Source organism: Bacillus sp. FJAT-29937, from assembly GCF_001509555.1.
In the GTDB taxonomy this organism is placed as follows: Bacteria; Bacillota; Bacilli; order Bacillales; family Cytobacillaceae; genus Cytobacillus.
This window is the reverse complement of the sequence record NZ_LMAS01000001.1, coordinates 333,144-349,125: the sequence shown is the minus strand read 5'-3', so window position 1 is coordinate 349,125 and position 15,982 is coordinate 333,144. Positions and strand designations below refer to the sequence as shown.

Genomic DNA, 15,982 nt, shown 5'->3' with positions numbered 1-15,982 from the left:
CCTATTATACTGCTTTATACATTCTTATTAAATGAATAAGAGGCATGCTTGAAAACCGAAATGGTGTAATTAGCATGCCTTCCCATGATTAATGAATTTTTTCAAGTTCTGAAGTAACGGAGAACTCTTCTGTATTCTTTTCTGAGGAAACAAATTCCTGCTTAACCATCCCCAACCCAGGTGCCCAATATTTTCGGACAATCGTTTTATTTTCCTCATCTTGCTGTTCGATGATGACGACATTTTTGACTTCGCCGATAGGAAGCAACAGTTCCGCATTTGTTTGAACGATTGTAAAGCCATTAAATGTTTTTTCGGCTTGTAATGGTTTTATTAAAAGGGGGATAGGGTTAAACTCCTTTTCTAATTCCGCCAATGGTGGAATCTCTTCATCATAAAATTCAGGCCGATTGTAAACCTGATAAATGCCTTCATCCGTTAACTTATAAATCTTTAATATTCTAGTTCCGCCATTTTCAACAATAGAAGGGAGGTAGCTGTCTGTTCTTTGATAAAAAAACTCTGAAAAGGCTGCATATTCATTCCCTTCACCGCGGTATACATAAGTTTTATTTTCCTGAGGAAAATAGTCTTCTACCATTATTTCTTTAGCAGTCCCATTTGGTTTTGGCGGTGCCGCCTTTTTTTCGGTACATCCCGTTAATAAAAGAAATCCAAGAAGCAGAAATAAGTACTTGTTCATATTTTTAACCCCTTTTATAATATGACGGAAAAATTGTAAAAAGGTTTCAATCTTCTACCTTGTCTTTATGTACATCAGGAGATCATAAAAAGATCTCCTGATTCATTTATTTTTTACCAATTAAAGCTTTGACTCCTAAATAAAGCAGCGCCAAAGAGAAAACGATGATTGCAATTACGCCTAAAATATGAAATAAACTTGCGATGCCTGCTGTGATTATAGCAGATGTAGGAACCTTCATTAAAGCAAAGCCAGCCAAAATACATGCTAAATAAAGTAAAGCTGATGAATGCATAACTTATCCCTCCTTTACTACAATTTATGTAAAGAAAGAGGGTATTGCTTGGGTTAAAGGACAGTACAAAGGTTGGAAAATACCGGTAATTTTCGAAAAATAAGATTATCTAGTCATCGATTATTTTTGAATTTTTTGCAGAATTTTGAAGAAATAATACTAATAATTTATTGTACATCTCTGTTTAATTTTTATTTTTTTTATGTTATATTATTAATCGTTCACCAAACTGATCATTATTTATTTGCGAATAAACAACTACTATAAACTTAGCGATTGCTAAGTTTTTCTGATTTTTACAATTGTGAGGTGCAATCAATGAAAAAACTAATCCCTTTAACAAAGGAATTGATGAAAGAAAAAAGAATGAGAATTTTCTTCTCTATCGTCCTTCTTTTTTGGTTAAAAACATATGCAGCATACAAAATTGAATTTAGTTTAGGAATTGATAATAAACTTCAAGAGTTTTTATTGTTTCTTAATCCGTTAAGTTCTGCCTTATTATTCTTAGGTTTTGCTTTATTTTTTAAAGGACGGATGCAATCTGCATTATTCATTACATTCAACTTCCTGATGTCGTTTTTATTATATGCAAATATTGTATACTACCGGTTCTTCAATGACTTTATTACCGTTCCAGTCGTCATGCAAACGAAGACTAACGGGGGGCAATTAGGAGACAGTGCTTTATCCTTAATGAGTCCTTTTGATGTATTTTACTTTATTGATACAATTATCCTGGTCGTTTTCATTGTAAAAAAATGGTACAACCCAAGTAAAACTGTAAGCAGAAAGCCTGCAACGTATATAATTGCTGCAGCTATCCTTACGTTTATTATTAATCTAGGTTTGGCTGAAGCGGATCGTCCGCAATTGCTTACGCGTTCTTTCGACAGAAACTATCTTGTGAAATATTTAGGCGCTTATAATTTCTCTGTTTATGATGTTATTCAGAATGCAAGATCAGCCAGCCAACGAGCTTTAGCTGATTCAAATGACATTACTGAAGTGGAGAACTATATTAAAGCCAATTATGCAGCTCCTAATCCTGAATACTTTGGAAAAGCTAAGGGAATGAATGTGATTTACATTTCTTTAGAATCACTTCAAACCTTTATTATTGACTACAAGCTAAACGGGCAAGAGGTTACTCCATTCTTGAACTCACTAGCACATAATGGAGAAACGTTCTATTTTGATAATATTATTAACCAAACAGGTCAAGGAAAAACATCGGATGCTGAATTTATTATGGATAATTCCTTATATCCGATGTCACAAGGCTCTGTTTATGTAACAAAAGCGCAAAATACGTATCAAGCAGCACCAGCTATTTTGAAAACACATGGGTATACATCAGCAGTATTCCACGGTAACTATAAAACGTTTTGGAATCGCAACGAAATGTATCGCTCTTTAGGCTATGATAAATTTTTCGATGCAGAATACTACGATATGAGTGAAGAGAATACAAAAAACTATGGTATGAAAGATAAGCCATTCTTTACTGAATCCATGCCAATATTAGAAAGTCTGCCACAGCCTTTCTATACAAAATTTATTACTTTATCAAACCACTTCCCATTTAAAATGGATGAAGGGGATACTGATTTCCCTGCAGCTGAAACTGCGGATAAGGTAGTAAACCAATACTTTCAGTCTGCTCATTATATGGACCAAGCCATTGAACAGTTCTTTAATGATCTTAAAGCATCTGGACTATACGATAATACAGTAATTGTCATGTATGGCGACCATTATGGCATTTCAGAAAATCACAACGATGCAATGGCTGAAATTATCGGGAAAGAAATTACACCTTTTGAATATGCTAGAAATCTGCAAAGGGTTCCGGTATTCATTCATGTGCCGGGTGTAGATGGCGGAGCTCAGCATCAGCTAGGCGGCCAGGTAGATGTCCGTCCAACTGTATTGCATTTATTAGGAATTGATACGAAGGATTATTTAGAAATTGGCTCTGATCTGTTGTCTAAAAACCATCGTGAAGTCATTCCTTTCCGAAATGGCGACTTTATCTCTCCGAAAGTCACCCAAGTAGATGAAAAAATCTATTCGAATGACACTGGTGAGCTTATAGATGGAGAAGAATATGCACCTTTAGCTGAAAAAGTAAAAGCTGAACTGCAAATGTCAGATAACATCGTATATAAAGACCTTTTAAGATTCTATCAGCCGGATGGATATGAACCAATTAACAGAAATGAATATCAGTATATAAAGAAAGAAGACCCGATTCAAACTGAACAAAGAAAACAATCGGGTAGTGTAGAATAAAGGGAGGAGCGAAGAGAAATCTTCGCTCTTTTTTGTGTTGCTTAAAGTGATTTCCATAAAATGGCGCAAAAAATAAAATAATAATATTATGTAAACTATCACACTCAAAATTAGACTATCGATCATCTATATAGTAAAGTGATGTTATAAGGCTAATCAGGCAGGAGGAATTAATAATGAGCGAGTGTAAATTAGATCATTCACATGAAGATGTTAGGGAGAAGTACGAGCAGCAAAAGGATTTTTTACCTCATGAAATGGCTCCTCTTTTTGAATCATTCTTTAAAAAAGAACATACACAAGATATTTTGAATGAAGTGTTTCACCTGTTAAAGAAATATGATTTGGCTTCAGAAGATGAGAGAAAGCAGCGGGAAAACCGGTTAAATTTAGTATTAAAAAATGTATAAACAGATAATGTAAGAAGACTTTTTAAACGAAGTCTTCTTTTATTTTTGGAGGGCATTACAAAATTTTTGTAGCTATTAAAATATTATTTTAACTACATAATTTTTGTGATATTATTATATTGCAAGGTTAGATGAAACAGTTTGTGAAGGATGTGGCGGAATTGAAGGAATCTCATCGCCCAATATTTGATTTAGCAATTCGCACAGCCGATATGCTTGTAAAGATGTTTGGGTCTCGTTGTGAAGTGGCCGTTCATGATTTCTCAGATTTGAAAAGTTCGCTTATTCATCTTGCTGGGAGTGTGACTGGCAGAAAAATTGGCTCTCCCATTACGGATCTCGTGTTAAACGAGCTCGCAAAAAAGGATCAGGATATTGAGGATATTCCGAGCTATAAAACCCAATCAAGCAAAGGGAATGTGATGAAATCAGCAACGATCTTTCTTCGTGATACTCAGGGAAAGATTATCGGTGCTTTATGTATAAATTATGATATAAGTCTTTTAATGCAGTTCGGCGGAGAAATCGAAGAATTTATTAGCTTCGATGAGCAGCATACAAAATCAGAAAACTTCTTTACTTCTGTGCAAGAGGTTATTCATGAAATGGTTGAACAAGTTTTGCTTGGATTTAAGAAAGCGCCATCTTTAATGAGCCTTGATGAAAAAGTGGAATGTGTTCGGCAGCTTGATGAAAAAGGGACCTTTCTAATAAAAGGTGCAACAGATTATGTGGGATCAGTACTCGGTGTTTCAAAATTCACTGTTTACAATTATCTGCAAAAAATTAGAACAATAAATGATCTTCAGCCGGAAGAACTTGCTGAACATAAATAATTTTGAACTCATAAATATAGAGAAAAAGGAGCATTCGATATGAAATATAGATCCGCCTTTGATATTATCGGTCCGGTTATGATCGGCCCATCCAGCTCTCATACGGCAGGAGCCGCAAGAATCGGCCGAGTGGCCAGAACTTTGTTTAACCGACTTCCAAAAAAAGCAGTCATTTCATTATATGGTTCTTTTGCCAAGACCTATAAAGGTCATGGAACGGATGTAGCCATTGTTGGTGGGCTCTTAGACTTTGATACGTTTGATGAGCGGATTCCTACCTCTCTAAAGCTTGCCGAAGAAGCGGGAATGGAAATTGTATTTTCCGTTGAGGAAATGATACCAGACCACCCAAATACAGTTCGAATTAATTTATACGATGAAAAAGGCGATTTAGAGGTAGTTGGAATTTCAATTGGCGGAGGCACGATTGAAATAACCGAACTAAATTCATTTAAGCTTAAATTGTCTGGCGAACATCCAGCCATTCTTGTTGTTCATAACGATCAGTTTGGTGTGATCTCATCTGTTACAAAAATATTAGCCAATCATGAAATCAATATTGGTCATATGGAGGTTTCCCGTAAGGAAAAGGGAAAAATGGCCTTAATGGTTATAGAGGTGGATCAAAAGATCAAGCAGGGTGTCATAGCAGAGATAGAAAATGTTCCTAATGTAACGCAGATTATTAGAATGGTCGATTAATAGATAGCCAAAATTAGGGGTGGAAAGATGATTTTATTTAGGAATGTAGCTGAACTTGTTGAGCTTGCAGAAAGTAAACAAGTGAAAATAGCAGAAATTATGATTCAGCAGGAGATTGAAGTAACTGGACTTACAAGAGAAGAAATTATTGCTAAGATGGATCGTAATTTAACCGTTATGGAAGAAGCTGTAGAGCGAGGTTTAAAAGGGGTTACTTCTGTATCTGGTTTAACGGGTGGTGATGCAGTTCTGCTGCAAAATTATATAAAAAGCGGAAAATCATTATCGGGAAATATTCTGCTTGATGCGGTAAGTAAAGCAGTTGCAACGAACGAGGTTAACGCAGCAATGGGGACTATTTGCGCAACTCCGACTGCTGGTTCTGCAGGTGTTGTACCTGGTACGTTATTTGCAGTGAAGGAAGTCTTAAATCCAACGAGAATGGAAATGATCGAATTTCTGTTTACTTCTGCAGCCTTTGGCTTTGTTGTGGCGAATAATGCATCTATTTCTGGAGCAGCTGGCGGCTGTCAGGCTGAAGTTGGCTCAGCAAGCGGGATGGCGGCTGCGTCTATTGTTGAGCTTGCTGGAGGTACACCTAGTCAGGCAGCTGAAGCAATGGCCATTACGTTGAAAAACATGCTTGGCTTAGTATGTGACCCTGTTGCAGGATTAGTAGAAGTACCATGTGTAAAACGAAATGCGATGGGTGCCTCAAATGCAATGACTGCGGCTGATATGGCTCTTGCTGGCATCACAAGCCGTATTCCATGTGATGAAGTCATTCATGCGATGTTCCTCATCGGTCAGTCAATGCCTTCAGCATTAAGAGAAACGGCTGAAGGCGGTCTTGCAGCAACACCTACAGGACGAAGACTAGAAGCAGAAATATTTGGCGAAAAAAAATAATAAACGTAAAAAGCCTGGATATGTTGAATGTCCAGGCTTCTTTATTTTTGCTATTCACACATCTGACATATTTTGTGAATCTTTAATATTGTAAATAAATATTCACAGATTCCTCCTACTCAATGGTGGTAAGATGAATGTAATAAAAGTAAGGAGCGATAAGTGATGGAGGAGATATTAACGAAAATATTGAATGGAATGAATGACATAAGAAATCAAGTTGCTGACATCAGTGATAACATTAAATCGCTGGAGAGACGGCTGGACCGATTAGAAAAAGTCGATAGCATTGAACATAGAATTGAAGTGAATCAAATTGATTTATCTGATATTAAGGACATCGTTGAAAAAATGGAATCGTACCAAAGAGAGGAATTAAATGACTTTTTTCAATTTTTAAAAGGGGCATCAATGAAAATATTCAACGAAGAACTGCATTGTATAAATCAGCGTTTGGATGCCCAATTAACGAAAATTGCCAAAAACGAAGAAGCGATTTTGATGTTAAAAGGTAAGAATATGGTAAGCTGATTTTTTTATATGCCATTTCTAAAGAGGCCGAAAATAAGGCTTCTTTTTTTTTTGAAAAGCCGTTATGAGTCACAGGAATAATTTTTTTCCTAAAACGCAGAAACCCTCTTGCATCTTGTTTGAGGAGGGATTATGATAGCTAAAGAAAAAATTATTTAGAATAACGAAATAAATAGTTATATGAATGAAGGAAGAGGAAAAATGCCACAGTCTTATAGTACTTTAAAGGCAAATGAAAAGCTTAGTATTCGAAACGGAATTGCAACAACGATTGTCCTAAATATTAGTAACAATTATTTTCCATTGTTCGCCATTAGTGTCCTTGGCGCTACCAATTATCAGGTTGGTTTAATTAGTTCCTTGCCGCAATTTGTCGGCATGTTCGCGATGCTGATCGGCTCCATTATTTTAAGCAGATTAGAAGAAAAGAAGAAATTTACCGCGTATTCTTTTCTAGCAGCACGTTTGTTTCTCATTGCCATGTTTTTTGTTATTTTTCTGCCTGTTGAATATCGGAGCTGGGCATTTGTTCTTTTAGTTGGTTTGATGAATTTACCTGGTTCATTTGCCAATTTAAGCTGGCAATCCTTTATTGGAGATCTTATTCCTGATGAAAGAAGAAGCGGATTTTTCAGTGAAAGAAATAAAATGATGACCATTGTTGGGATGATATCTACCTTCTTGATTGGTATTCTTTTGCAGCAATTTGATAAAAGCAATGCGTTACCATATCAGCTATTATTTATTTCCGCGTTCCTTTTCGGATTAATGGAAGTTTACTATTTATTGAAGCATAAAGAAAAAAAGACTGGTAAGAAAATAGAAAAGAAGAAACTAAATTTAGGCCTCCATGTTTATAAACATAAGCCATTCGTCTATTTCTTAGTTTGCTGCTTGTTTTTTAATTTTGGCTGGCAAATGGCGTGGTCATTATTTAGCATTTACCAAATCAAGTTTGCAGGAGCGACTGCTTTTTGGATTAGTTTATTTACTGTTTCTAATCAACTTGCCCAGATAGTCAGTTTTAACTGGTGGGGGAGAATGGCTGACAAACATAGTAATGCAAAGATGCTGATTTTCGTATCTTTAGGAATGGCCAGTACTCCTATTTTGACTGTACTCTCCACTAATTTAGTTTATCTTGTCATTGTAAATGCCTCTTCCGGCTTATTCGTCTCGGGGACTGTGTTATTATTATTTAATCATTTGTTAGAGGTTACAAAAGAGGAGAATCGGAGTACTTATATTTCGAATTATAATATATTGTTAGCACTTGTAGCGTTTATTGCGCCACAATTCGGTGTGTTCCTTCTTGAGAATACGAGCATGAACATGGCTATGAGTATTTCCACGATTCTAAGAGGGGCCAGCGCTATTCTATTCTTGTTCATGTTCTTATATATGCGAAAAAGCCATACTGGATCAATCGGCAGTAAAGTGCTTGGATAAATGGAAAGACGCCAGCTAAAGCGGCGTCTTTTTACTTATATTGATTTCTCCAGTTCATACCAATAATAACAAAGTGTATCAAGGCCTTTATCAAAGTTTTCTAAATGGAAATGCTCATTTGGCGCATGAAAATTTTCATCAGGCAGCCCGAAACCCATTAAGACAACAGGTAGCTGTAATATTTGATCAAATGCCGCTACGATCGGAATGGATCCGCCTCCGCGAGTATAGGATGTAGGAACGCCATATACTTTTTCATAGGCACGGCCTGCAGCTTGGATAGCCGGATGGTCAAAAGGAGTGACATACGGTGAACCTTTATCAAATAGAGAAATATTCACTTCTACACCCTTTGGTTTATGTTTTTCAATATGCTGCTTTAAAAGGCTGACAATTTCATCTGGATCTTGATTTGGGACTAGGCGGCATGTGATCTTTGCCGAAGCTTCAGAAGGGATGACTGTTTTAATGCCTTCCCCTTGAAAACCTCCATAAATCCCATTTACTTCAAGTGTTGGTCTAACCCATAATCTTTCTAATGTTGAAAACCCTAGTTCACCGAATAATTCTGTAACACCAGCTTGCTGCTTAAAGCTCTCATCACTCATTTTCAATGCATCATATGCTTGTTTTTCATCTTCAGTTAAAGGCTGAACTTGATCATAAAATCCATCTACTGTAATTTTACCATCGATATCATGGAACGTATTAACTAATTGGACTAGTGCATGAATAGGGTTTTGTACAGCTCCGCCATATAATCCAGAATGAAGGTCTCCTTTTGCACCTTTTACATCAATCTGTAAACCGCATAATCCGCGCAGGCCGTAGCAAATAGTAGGCTTCCCTTTATCAATCATGCCTGTATCTGAAATAACAATTACATCAGCTGATAGAAGGTCTTTATTCTCTTCAACAAAAGCTGGTAGGTTAGGGCTTCCAATCTCCTCTTCGCCTTCAATGCAAAACTTAAAGTTCACCGGAAGAGTGCCGGTTGTTTGAAGAATCGCTTCAATGGCTTTCAAATGCATGAATACTTGCCCTTTATCATCACTGGCCCCACGCGCATATATTTTTTTATCTCTAATATCTGCTTCAAATGGGGAAGTCTCCCATAAATGAAGGGGATCTACCGGCTGTACATCATAGTGGCCGTATATAAGAACTGTCGGTTTTCCTTCGGCTTTTAACCAGTCTCCATAGACAACAGGATGTCCTTTTGTTTCGTAAATTTTCACATGTTCAATCCCTATTTTTGTCAATGCATCAGCTGTCCATTGAGCACCCCTTTGTACATCGTTTTTATGGTCGGGCAGGGCGCTAATGCTTGGTATGGCTAGAAATTCGAAAAGCTCCTTAAGATGTATTTCTCTTTTATCCTGAAGAAAATCCAATATTGCTTGATTCATTTTTCTTCCCTCCATGTCCTAATTCTGGAATTACCTTTACATAATCCTTCCAAATTGTTTGTCCTATTTAACTATAACATAGTCAACTATTTGGATAAAAAATCTAAGCCGATTTCGAATTTTTAATTTTAAAAATAGGGCGAATAAATATATAAAATTTTCAGAAAACTCATTGACTTTTTACCATTTCCAATGTATCTTTGTTTTAAATATATGACACATATTAAATAGTACGAGAAATAAACGTTATATAAAATCATTTAAAGGAGAGATTTTGATTTTTGAGTAAATCGCATGACGTAATAAAAACGTCATTAAAACTTGGGGGTGAGTCATTTGTCTATTACGATTTTTAACGAGCATTTAACAGAGGAGGAGAAATACGAGCACTTCTTGAACCGCATCAATAATGGTGAAAAAATTGAAGCGGATGATTGGATGCCGGACGAGTATCGAATAACGCTGATTAAATTAATTTCAATGCACGGAATAAGTGAAATTATGGGGGCATTACCTGAAAAGGAATGGGTCCCGAAAGCACCTTCATTGAAAAGAAAGCTTGGGATCATGGCAAAGGTACAGGATGAAATGGGGCACGGGCAGCTGCTATTAAGAGTCGCAGAAGATTTAATGAAGCCTCTTGGTAAAACCCGTGAAGATATTATGCAAGATTTGTTTAACGGAAGGCTGAAATTTCATAATGTATTTCATATGGAAGCCCCGACATGGGGAGACGCAGGATTAATTGGCTGGCTTGTCGATGGTGCAGCTATTATTTCACAAACGAATATGCTTGATGCTTCATATGGGCCTTATGCAAGAGCTTTGAAAAGAATTTGTGCAGAGGAGGTTTTCCATGCACAGCATGGCGAGTCCATCATTATGGCATTGGCTGAAGGGACAAAGGATCAAAGAGAGATGGTACAGGGTGCCGTTAATAGGTGGTGGGAATCTCTTCTGATGTTCTTCGGTCCGGCAGATGCATCTACGACAGGCACTTCTAAGCAAGATATAACGATTAAATATCGAATCCGAACTAAAACAAATGAACAACTGAGACAGGATTTCTTTTCGAAATATATCCCTAGAGTCTTATCACTTGGATTAACAATCCCGGATGAAACGATGCATTTTGATAAAGAGCAGGAAAAGTGGGTTTATAAGCAGCCTGATTGGGATCGATTTAAGGAAATTGTCAGGAATAATGGCCCGAAATCAAAGGAACGTTTAGAGTTGCGGCAAACAACTTATGTTGAAAATCAGTGGGTTCGTGATGCGCTGGCTAATGCGAATCATTGATTTTACGAAAAATTTGGATAGGAGGAGACTCATTGAGCAGTGGAGGATTTTACCAGGAATTCGAGGTTTTCAGTAAAAGGACAGATACCTCCCCATTACAATATCAATTTTCTTTGCTTGCCCCGAATCAAGAGCTTGCACTAGTCATGGCACAGGAAAATTTCATGCGGCGGGAGCCGGTAGCTGATATATGGGTCATTAAAAGGTCAGATATTCGCAAAATGTCTCTTGAGGAAAAGCAGTCATTAAAGCGGCTTGATAATAAAGATTATCGAAATACGAAAGGATACGGATATTTAAAGAAAAAATGGCGTCAGTATGAACAAGCAATGCTTGATGAAAAGGAAATTCTGTCATGGGGAGGATTGAAAAAGAGTGAACAAGACTGATATTTCATCACTGGATCCTGCATATAAATCTTCATTAACATTGCTTCTTTACCAGCTCGCTGATGATGATTTCATTCTCGCCTACCGGGGGTCGGAATGGCTTGGGCTTGCTCCTCATATTGAGGAGGACGTTGCCTTCTCCTCTATTAGCCAAGATATGATGGGGCATGCGGCAATGTTCTATCAGCTTCTTGAAGACCTTGGTGAAGGCAGTGTTGATGAATTAGCGCATTCACGAAAAGCGAAGGACCGAAGAAATGCTGTATTGCTGGAAATGGTTAATGGACCGGGCCACTATTTATCAAAGCCCCAGTACGACTTTGCATTTGCAGTCGTCAGAAATTACTTCTATGATCAGGCAAAAAAAATCCGTATGGACTCCTTGAAAAATTCATCCTATCAACCACTTGCCCACATGGCAATCAATGTGAATATGGAGCTCCACTACCATCTTCTGCATTGGAAAACATGGTTTGTGCAATTAATGAATGCTGGTGGTGAGGCAAGAAAAAGAATGGAAACTGCTGTTGCAAAAGTGCTGGCTGAACTCGAAGGTGTCCTCACTTTAGGGCCAAAGGGGAGTGAGATGGCAAAGCTTGGTTTGATTGAGGATGAAGACGTATTAAAACAGAGGTGGAGGTCTGCCATGCTTCCAGTATTTGAATCGGTCAATCTGCCGTTGCCAGAATCATTTGGAATGAAGAGCGGGAATGGACGTTTAGGGGAGCACTCAAAGGACCTCGACATCGCTTTAGCTATTCTTTCTGAAGTGTACTTTGCAGATCCGGCAGCGAATTGGTAGGAAGAAGGATTGATTAAGTATGAAGAAAACTAACACTTCTGCAGAAGAAATTATTAAAGTGCTTCATCAAGTTAAGGATCCAGAAATAGACTCCATTTCGATCGTTGATTTAGGGATGGTAGAAAGAGTGGCGGTGGATGAATCCTTAGTAACCATTGAACTGCTTCCAACCTTTATGGGCTGTCCAGCTCTTGAAATTATCCGTCAAAATGTAGTTAAAGAAATTAAATCTCAATTTGCTTATGAAATAATCGATGTACAATTCATTTACCATCCGCCATGGACATCAGACCGCATTACAGCAAAGGGGAGAGAGGATTTAAAAGAATTCGGAATTGCCCCTCCTCCAAAACATATTCAGGAAACTGGAGAATGGCAAGTCAATTGCCCGTTTTGCGACTCCATTTATACAACTCTAGACAATCTCTTTGGACCTACTGCCTGTCGCAGCATTCTTTACTGCAGGACTTGCAAAAACCCTTTTGAAGCGATGAAACCTGTTTCTACAATATAAATATAAATATAAATATAAATTGAAGGGAAGACAATTAAATGGCAAAACTGATCGCATTATACAAGCATCCAGAAAACAAAGAAGCTTTTGATAAGCATTACTTCGAAACACATGCCCCTCTTACGGCAAAAATCCCTGGCCTTCGCAAAATGGAGGTTACTAGAATAGTAGGAAGTCCAATGGGCGGGGAAGGGAAGTATTACCTCATGTGTGAAATGCATTATGACAGTATGGAGGCACTTCAAACGGCGATGAGAACAGATGAAGGGAAGGCTTCAGGCAAAGATGCGATGAAATTTGCAGGTGATTTAATCACATTAATGATCGGTGAAGATGTAAATGGGTAATGACTATGAATATATTGAAGCTGCCATAGAAGGAAAGCTTGGATTCATAGCCTTAAATCGTCCAAAGGTACTTAACGCAATTAATCGCAAAATGGTATCAGAAATACTAACTGTTATGGAAGAATTTGAAGAAAATGATGATGTCAAAGTTATCATTTTGAGCGGCAAAGGGAGGGCCTTTGCTGCTGGGGCTGATATTGAAGAAATGGCTAATGACGATGCAATTAATTTTGAGCTTCGCAATCAATTCAAAGATTGGGACAGATTGGCCATGATAAAGAAGCCGATAATTGGAGCTGTCCAAGGGTTTGCTCTTGGCGGAGGCTTTGAACTTGCTCTCTGCTGCGATCTTCTTTATGCCACAGATGATGCGGAATTTGGATTTCCCGAAGTAAATCTTGGTGTGATGCCTGGAGCAGGGGGAACGCAGAGGTTAACGAAGCTAGCCGGTAAAACAAAGGCAATGGAATGGCTTTTTACAGGAAAAAGAATCTTGGCGAAAGAAGCTCTCCACTTTGGTATAGTCAATCAACTGTTTGCTAGAGAGGTTCTTATGGAAGAAACATTAAAAATGGCTAGATATATAGCCAATCAAGCGCCAATATCTATTCGCTTAATAAAGGAATCAGTGCTGAAAGCGGTAGATGCCTCTCTTGAGGAAGGCATGCATTTTGAAAGGAAAAATTTCTATCTATTATTTTCAACTGAAGATCAAAAAGAAGGCATGAAGGCTTTTCAAGAAAAAAGAAAGCCGAATTTCAAAGGGAGATAGAGTATGTAACATCATGCTAGGATTTAAAATGTTATGAATATTTCATTTTATATAGTAGAATTACTTCATAACGCATTTATTTCGACATTCTTTCTATATGAAATGAAGTGAGGATTGAAGGTACTTGAATACTAGATCAATGATTTTTACTTTATATGGAGACTATATATCGCATTATGGCAGTAAAATTTGGATTGGAAGTTTAATCCGGTTATTAAGTGAATTTGGTCATAATGATCAATCTGTTCGGGCAGCTATTTCCAGGATGAATAAGCAAGGCTGGGTTCAGTCTGATAAAATCGGCAATAAAAGCTATTACTCTTTAACAAATCGTGGTCAAAAGAGGATTGATGAAGCGGCAAAAAGGATATTTAAGCTTATGCCTGAAAAGTGGGATGGGCAGTGGAGAATATTCATGTATACCATTCCAGAGGAAATTCGGACAGTGAGGGATGAACTTAGAAAAGAATTAGTATGGAGCGGATTTGGCTCTTTATCTAATAGCTGCTGGATTTCGGCCAATAATCTTGAAAAGCAAGTAAATGAAATCATAGATAAATATGATATCAGTCAATATGTTGATTTTTTTATCGCAAAATATGAAGGGCCGCATGATAATTTTCGCTTAGTTGAGAAGAGCTGGAACCTCGAAGACATTAATTCCAAGTATCAATTGTTTATTTCCGAATATAGTCAGAAATACATTATTGATAAAAATAAAATTCAAAAGGGACAGATGTCCGATGCCGAATGCTTTGTGGAAAGGACAAAGCTCGTCCATGAATATAGGAAATTCTTGTTTGTTGATCCGGGATTGCCCGAGGAGCTGCTTCCTCATAAATGGTTGGGCAATCATGCGGCGTCCTTATTCAGTGAGTATTATAAAGAATTAGCAAAGCCAGCTTCCCGCTTTTTTGAAACGGTGTTTATAGAAGGAAACGAGATTGAGCACAAAGATGTTAATTATGATGTGCTCGATCACCCATATATTGTTGAATAACTATGATGATATTCGTCCCGGTAAAAAAGAAGGGTGTCTTTAAGCATACAGAAACTAAATCTGTATGCTTTTCTTCTTGCTTCCAAACTGATAATATATTAATCTAAATATATTAAATTTTTTGAATATTATTGACTATTTACTTCGTGAAATGATAATATAACGATATATTTACGTTATCCATGTTATTTATCATATATTTTTTTGCAGCTTCCTACATAGGTAGTCACACTGCAATTTTTGCAGTGTTTAATATTTAATATAAAAAGGGGGTATTTCAAGATGAAAAGATCTTTATATGGTTTATTCTTCCTATTGGCAGCAATTCTGCTCGTGCTTGGTGCATGTGGAAAACAGGAGGCAGAAGCACCGGCCAAGGTTGAAAAAGAAACTGAGAGTAAAACTGAAACTGAAAAGGAAAAACAGAAGATTGGCATTACCCAGTTTGTAGCCCACCCTTCGTTAGATGCAGCAACAGAAGGTTTTAAAAAGGCATTGGAAGATGAAGGATTTAAAGAAGGAGAAAACGTGGAATACAATTTCCAAAATGCACAAGCAGATATGAATAACACGCAGACAATTGCCAATAACTTTGTTGGGGATAAGGTTGATTTAATTTTCGCTAATGCTACACCTAGTGCAGTAAGTGCTCTAAATGCAACAAAGGATATCCCTATTCTGTTTACATCTGTAACGGATCCGGTTGGCGCTGGACTTGTAGAAGCATTTGATAAACCAGGAAGCAACATTACAGGTACAACGGATAATCATCCGGAAGGTACCGCAAAGACGATTCATTTTATCATTGATGAAGCTGGAGCGAAGACGATTGGCGTCATTTATAATGCAGGTGAACAAAATTCAGAAGTGCAGGTGGCAGAAGTGAAGAAGCTTGCTGAAGCGAAAGGTGCAACGATTGTTGAAGCCTCTGTCTCAACATCTGCAGAAGTAAAGCAGGCTACTGAATCATTAGTAGGCAGAGTGGATGCCATTTATGTTCCGACAGATAATACAGTTGTTTCCGCCTTAGAATCTGTTATATCTGTTGCAGATAGCGAGAAGCTGCCGCTTTTCGTTGGAGAGCTTGACTCTATGAAGCGTGGAGCGGTTGCAGCAAGCGGCTTTAGCTATTATGATCTCGGCTACCAGACTGGAAAAATGGCTGCAGAAATTTTAAAAGGAAATAAAAAGCCATCTGACATTCCGGTTGAACTTCCAAGCAGTCTAACATTAATGATTAATAAGAAAGCTGCTGAACAGCAGGGGCTTGAAGTAAAGCAAGATTGGGAGAAAATTGCGGAGTTTTATGAAGGCGAATAA

At 37.5% G+C, this 15,982-nt stretch carries 18 protein-coding genes; 15 read left to right on the top strand and 3 right to left on the bottom strand.

The genetic code is table 11. From position 1 onward, the window contains the following. Positions 1-88: 88 nt before the first annotated feature. Positions 89-703: a hypothetical protein gene (locus AR328_RS01700; protein ID WP_066288573.1), complete on the bottom strand. Its 615-nt coding sequence runs from the start codon at positions 701-703 to the stop codon at positions 89-91. Between the two features lie 106 nt (positions 704-809). Next, positions 810-998 carry a hypothetical protein gene (locus AR328_RS01695; RefSeq protein WP_066288571.1) on the bottom strand — a complete coding sequence of 63 codons (189 nt, stop codon included), beginning with the start codon at positions 996-998 and terminating at the stop codon, positions 810-812. A gap of 318 nt (positions 999-1,316) precedes the next feature. On the opposite strand from AR328_RS01695, the gene AR328_RS01690 reads away from it, so the two are divergent. The 7 genes from AR328_RS01690 (at position 1,317) to AR328_RS01660 (ending at position 8,130) form a co-directional block, all read left to right on the top strand. After that, on the top strand, positions 1,317-3,293 hold the full coding sequence (locus tag AR328_RS01690; protein ID WP_066288568.1) for an LTA synthase family protein: 1,977 nt from the start codon (positions 1,317-1,319) through the stop codon (positions 3,291-3,293). Positions 3,294-3,469: 176 nt separating this feature from the next. Next, complete coding sequence (locus AR328_RS01685; RefSeq protein ID WP_066288565.1) at positions 3,470-3,703, top strand: group-specific protein; 234 nt, start codon at positions 3,470-3,472, stop codon at positions 3,701-3,703. 131 nt (positions 3,704-3,834) lie between these two features. Next, positions 3,835-4,539 carry a helix-turn-helix transcriptional regulator gene (locus AR328_RS01680; RefSeq protein ID WP_066288559.1) on the top strand — a complete coding sequence of 235 codons (705 nt, stop codon included), beginning with the start codon at positions 3,835-3,837 and terminating at the stop codon, positions 4,537-4,539. A gap of 39 nt (positions 4,540-4,578) precedes the next feature. After that, positions 4,579-5,241, top strand: a complete 663-nt coding sequence (sdaAB, locus tag AR328_RS01675) for an L-serine ammonia-lyase, iron-sulfur-dependent subunit beta (protein WP_066288556.1) — start codon at positions 4,579-4,581, stop codon at positions 5,239-5,241. A gap of 27 nt (positions 5,242-5,268) precedes the next feature. Continuing rightward, positions 5,269-6,150, top strand: a complete 882-nt coding sequence (sdaAA, locus tag AR328_RS01670; RefSeq protein ID WP_066288553.1) for an L-serine ammonia-lyase, iron-sulfur-dependent, subunit alpha — start codon at positions 5,269-5,271, stop codon at positions 6,148-6,150. A 165-nt stretch (positions 6,151-6,315) separates the two neighbouring features. Beyond that, positions 6,316-6,681 carry a hypothetical protein gene (locus AR328_RS01665; protein WP_066288550.1) on the top strand — a complete coding sequence of 122 codons (366 nt, stop codon included), beginning with the start codon at positions 6,316-6,318 and terminating at the stop codon, positions 6,679-6,681. 201 nt (positions 6,682-6,882) lie between these two features. After that, positions 6,883-8,130, top strand: a complete 1,248-nt coding sequence (locus AR328_RS01660; RefSeq protein WP_066288547.1) for an MFS transporter — start codon at positions 6,883-6,885, stop codon at positions 8,128-8,130. Between the two features lie 35 nt (positions 8,131-8,165). Here the strand turns inward: AR328_RS01660 and AR328_RS01655 are convergent, their stop codons facing one another. Continuing rightward, positions 8,166-9,539 (bottom strand): dipeptidase, encoded by a 1,374-nt coding sequence (locus tag AR328_RS01655; protein WP_066288545.1) that lies wholly within the window; start codon positions 9,537-9,539, stop codon positions 8,166-8,168. Positions 9,540-9,875: 336 nt separating this feature from the next. Between AR328_RS01655 and paaA the strand changes: the two genes are divergently transcribed. From paaA to AR328_RS01615, 8 genes are all read left to right on the top strand, one after another. Beyond that, entirely contained in the window at positions 9,876-10,838 is a 963-nt protein-coding gene (gene paaA, locus AR328_RS01650; RefSeq protein ID WP_066288539.1) for a 1,2-phenylacetyl-CoA epoxidase subunit PaaA, read from the top strand. Positions 10,839-10,870: 32 nt separating this feature from the next. After that, a complete protein-coding gene (gene paaB, locus AR328_RS01645) occupies positions 10,871-11,227 on the top strand; it encodes a 1,2-phenylacetyl-CoA epoxidase subunit PaaB (RefSeq protein WP_066288536.1) in 357 nt (118 codons plus the stop codon). After that, the gene (gene paaC, locus AR328_RS01640) at positions 11,214-12,029 is read left to right on the top strand and encodes a 1,2-phenylacetyl-CoA epoxidase subunit PaaC (RefSeq protein WP_066288533.1); all 816 of its coding nucleotides are present in this window, start codon (positions 11,214-11,216) and stop codon (positions 12,027-12,029) included. Before paaB ends, paaC begins: the two co-directional genes overlap by 14 nt. Positions 12,030-12,048: 19 nt before the next feature. After that, positions 12,049-12,543 (top strand): 1,2-phenylacetyl-CoA epoxidase subunit PaaD, encoded by a 495-nt coding sequence (gene paaD, locus AR328_RS01635; protein ID WP_066288526.1) that lies wholly within the window; start codon positions 12,049-12,051, stop codon positions 12,541-12,543. Between the two features lie 38 nt (positions 12,544-12,581). Next, positions 12,582-12,890: an EthD family reductase gene (locus AR328_RS01630; RefSeq protein ID WP_066288522.1), complete on the top strand. Its 309-nt coding sequence runs from the start codon at positions 12,582-12,584 to the stop codon at positions 12,888-12,890. Next, positions 12,883-13,662 carry an enoyl-CoA hydratase-related protein gene (locus tag AR328_RS01625; RefSeq protein WP_066288519.1) on the top strand — a complete coding sequence of 260 codons (780 nt, stop codon included), beginning with the start codon at positions 12,883-12,885 and terminating at the stop codon, positions 13,660-13,662. Before AR328_RS01630 ends, AR328_RS01625 begins: the two co-directional genes overlap by 8 nt. A gap of 124 nt (positions 13,663-13,786) precedes the next feature. Then, positions 13,787-14,662: a phenylacetic acid degradation operon negative regulatory protein PaaX gene (gene paaX, locus AR328_RS01620; RefSeq protein WP_066288517.1), complete on the top strand. Its 876-nt coding sequence runs from the start codon at positions 13,787-13,789 to the stop codon at positions 14,660-14,662. 282 nt (positions 14,663-14,944) lie between these two features. Continuing rightward, positions 14,945-15,982 carry an ABC transporter substrate-binding protein gene (locus AR328_RS01615; protein ID WP_066288515.1) on the top strand — a complete coding sequence of 346 codons (1,038 nt, stop codon included), beginning with the start codon at positions 14,945-14,947 and terminating at the stop codon, positions 15,980-15,982.

Excerpts from the sequence above, each read along its gene's own strand:
- AR328_RS01630 (WP_066288522.1), top strand. The coding sequence starts at position 12,582 with ATGGCAAAACTGATCGCATTATACAAGCATCCAGAAAACAAAGAAGCT.
- AR328_RS01680 (WP_066288559.1), top strand. The coding sequence starts at position 3,835 with ATGAAACAGTTTGTGAAGGATGTGGCGGAATTGAAGGAATCTCATCGC.
- paaD (WP_066288526.1), top strand. The coding sequence starts at position 12,049 with ATGAAGAAAACTAACACTTCTGCAGAAGAAATTATTAAAGTGCTTCAT.
- AR328_RS01655 (WP_066288545.1), bottom strand. The coding sequence starts at position 9,539 with ATGAATCAAGCAATATTGGATTTTCTTCAGGATAAAAGAGAAATACAT.
- AR328_RS01700 (WP_066288573.1), bottom strand. The coding sequence starts at position 703 with ATGAACAAGTACTTATTTCTGCTTCTTGGATTTCTTTTATTAACGGGA.
- AR328_RS01690 (WP_066288568.1), top strand. The coding sequence starts at position 1,317 with ATGAAAAAACTAATCCCTTTAACAAAGGAATTGATGAAAGAAAAAAGA.
- AR328_RS01615 (WP_066288515.1), top strand. The coding sequence starts at position 14,945 with ATGAAAAGATCTTTATATGGTTTATTCTTCCTATTGGCAGCAATTCTG.
- AR328_RS01685 (WP_066288565.1), top strand. The coding sequence starts at position 3,470 with ATGAGCGAGTGTAAATTAGATCATTCACATGAAGATGTTAGGGAGAAG.
- AR328_RS01625 (WP_066288519.1), top strand. The coding sequence starts at position 12,883 with ATGGGTAATGACTATGAATATATTGAAGCTGCCATAGAAGGAAAGCTT.
- sdaAA (WP_066288553.1), top strand. The coding sequence starts at position 5,269 with ATGATTTTATTTAGGAATGTAGCTGAACTTGTTGAGCTTGCAGAAAGT.
- AR328_RS01660 (WP_066288547.1), top strand. The coding sequence starts at position 6,883 with ATGCCACAGTCTTATAGTACTTTAAAGGCAAATGAAAAGCTTAGTATT.
- AR328_RS01695 (WP_066288571.1), bottom strand. The coding sequence starts at position 998 with ATGCATTCATCAGCTTTACTTTATTTAGCATGTATTTTGGCTGGCTTT.
- AR328_RS01665 (WP_066288550.1), top strand. The coding sequence starts at position 6,316 with ATGGAGGAGATATTAACGAAAATATTGAATGGAATGAATGACATAAGA.
- sdaAB (WP_066288556.1), top strand. The coding sequence starts at position 4,579 with ATGAAATATAGATCCGCCTTTGATATTATCGGTCCGGTTATGATCGGC.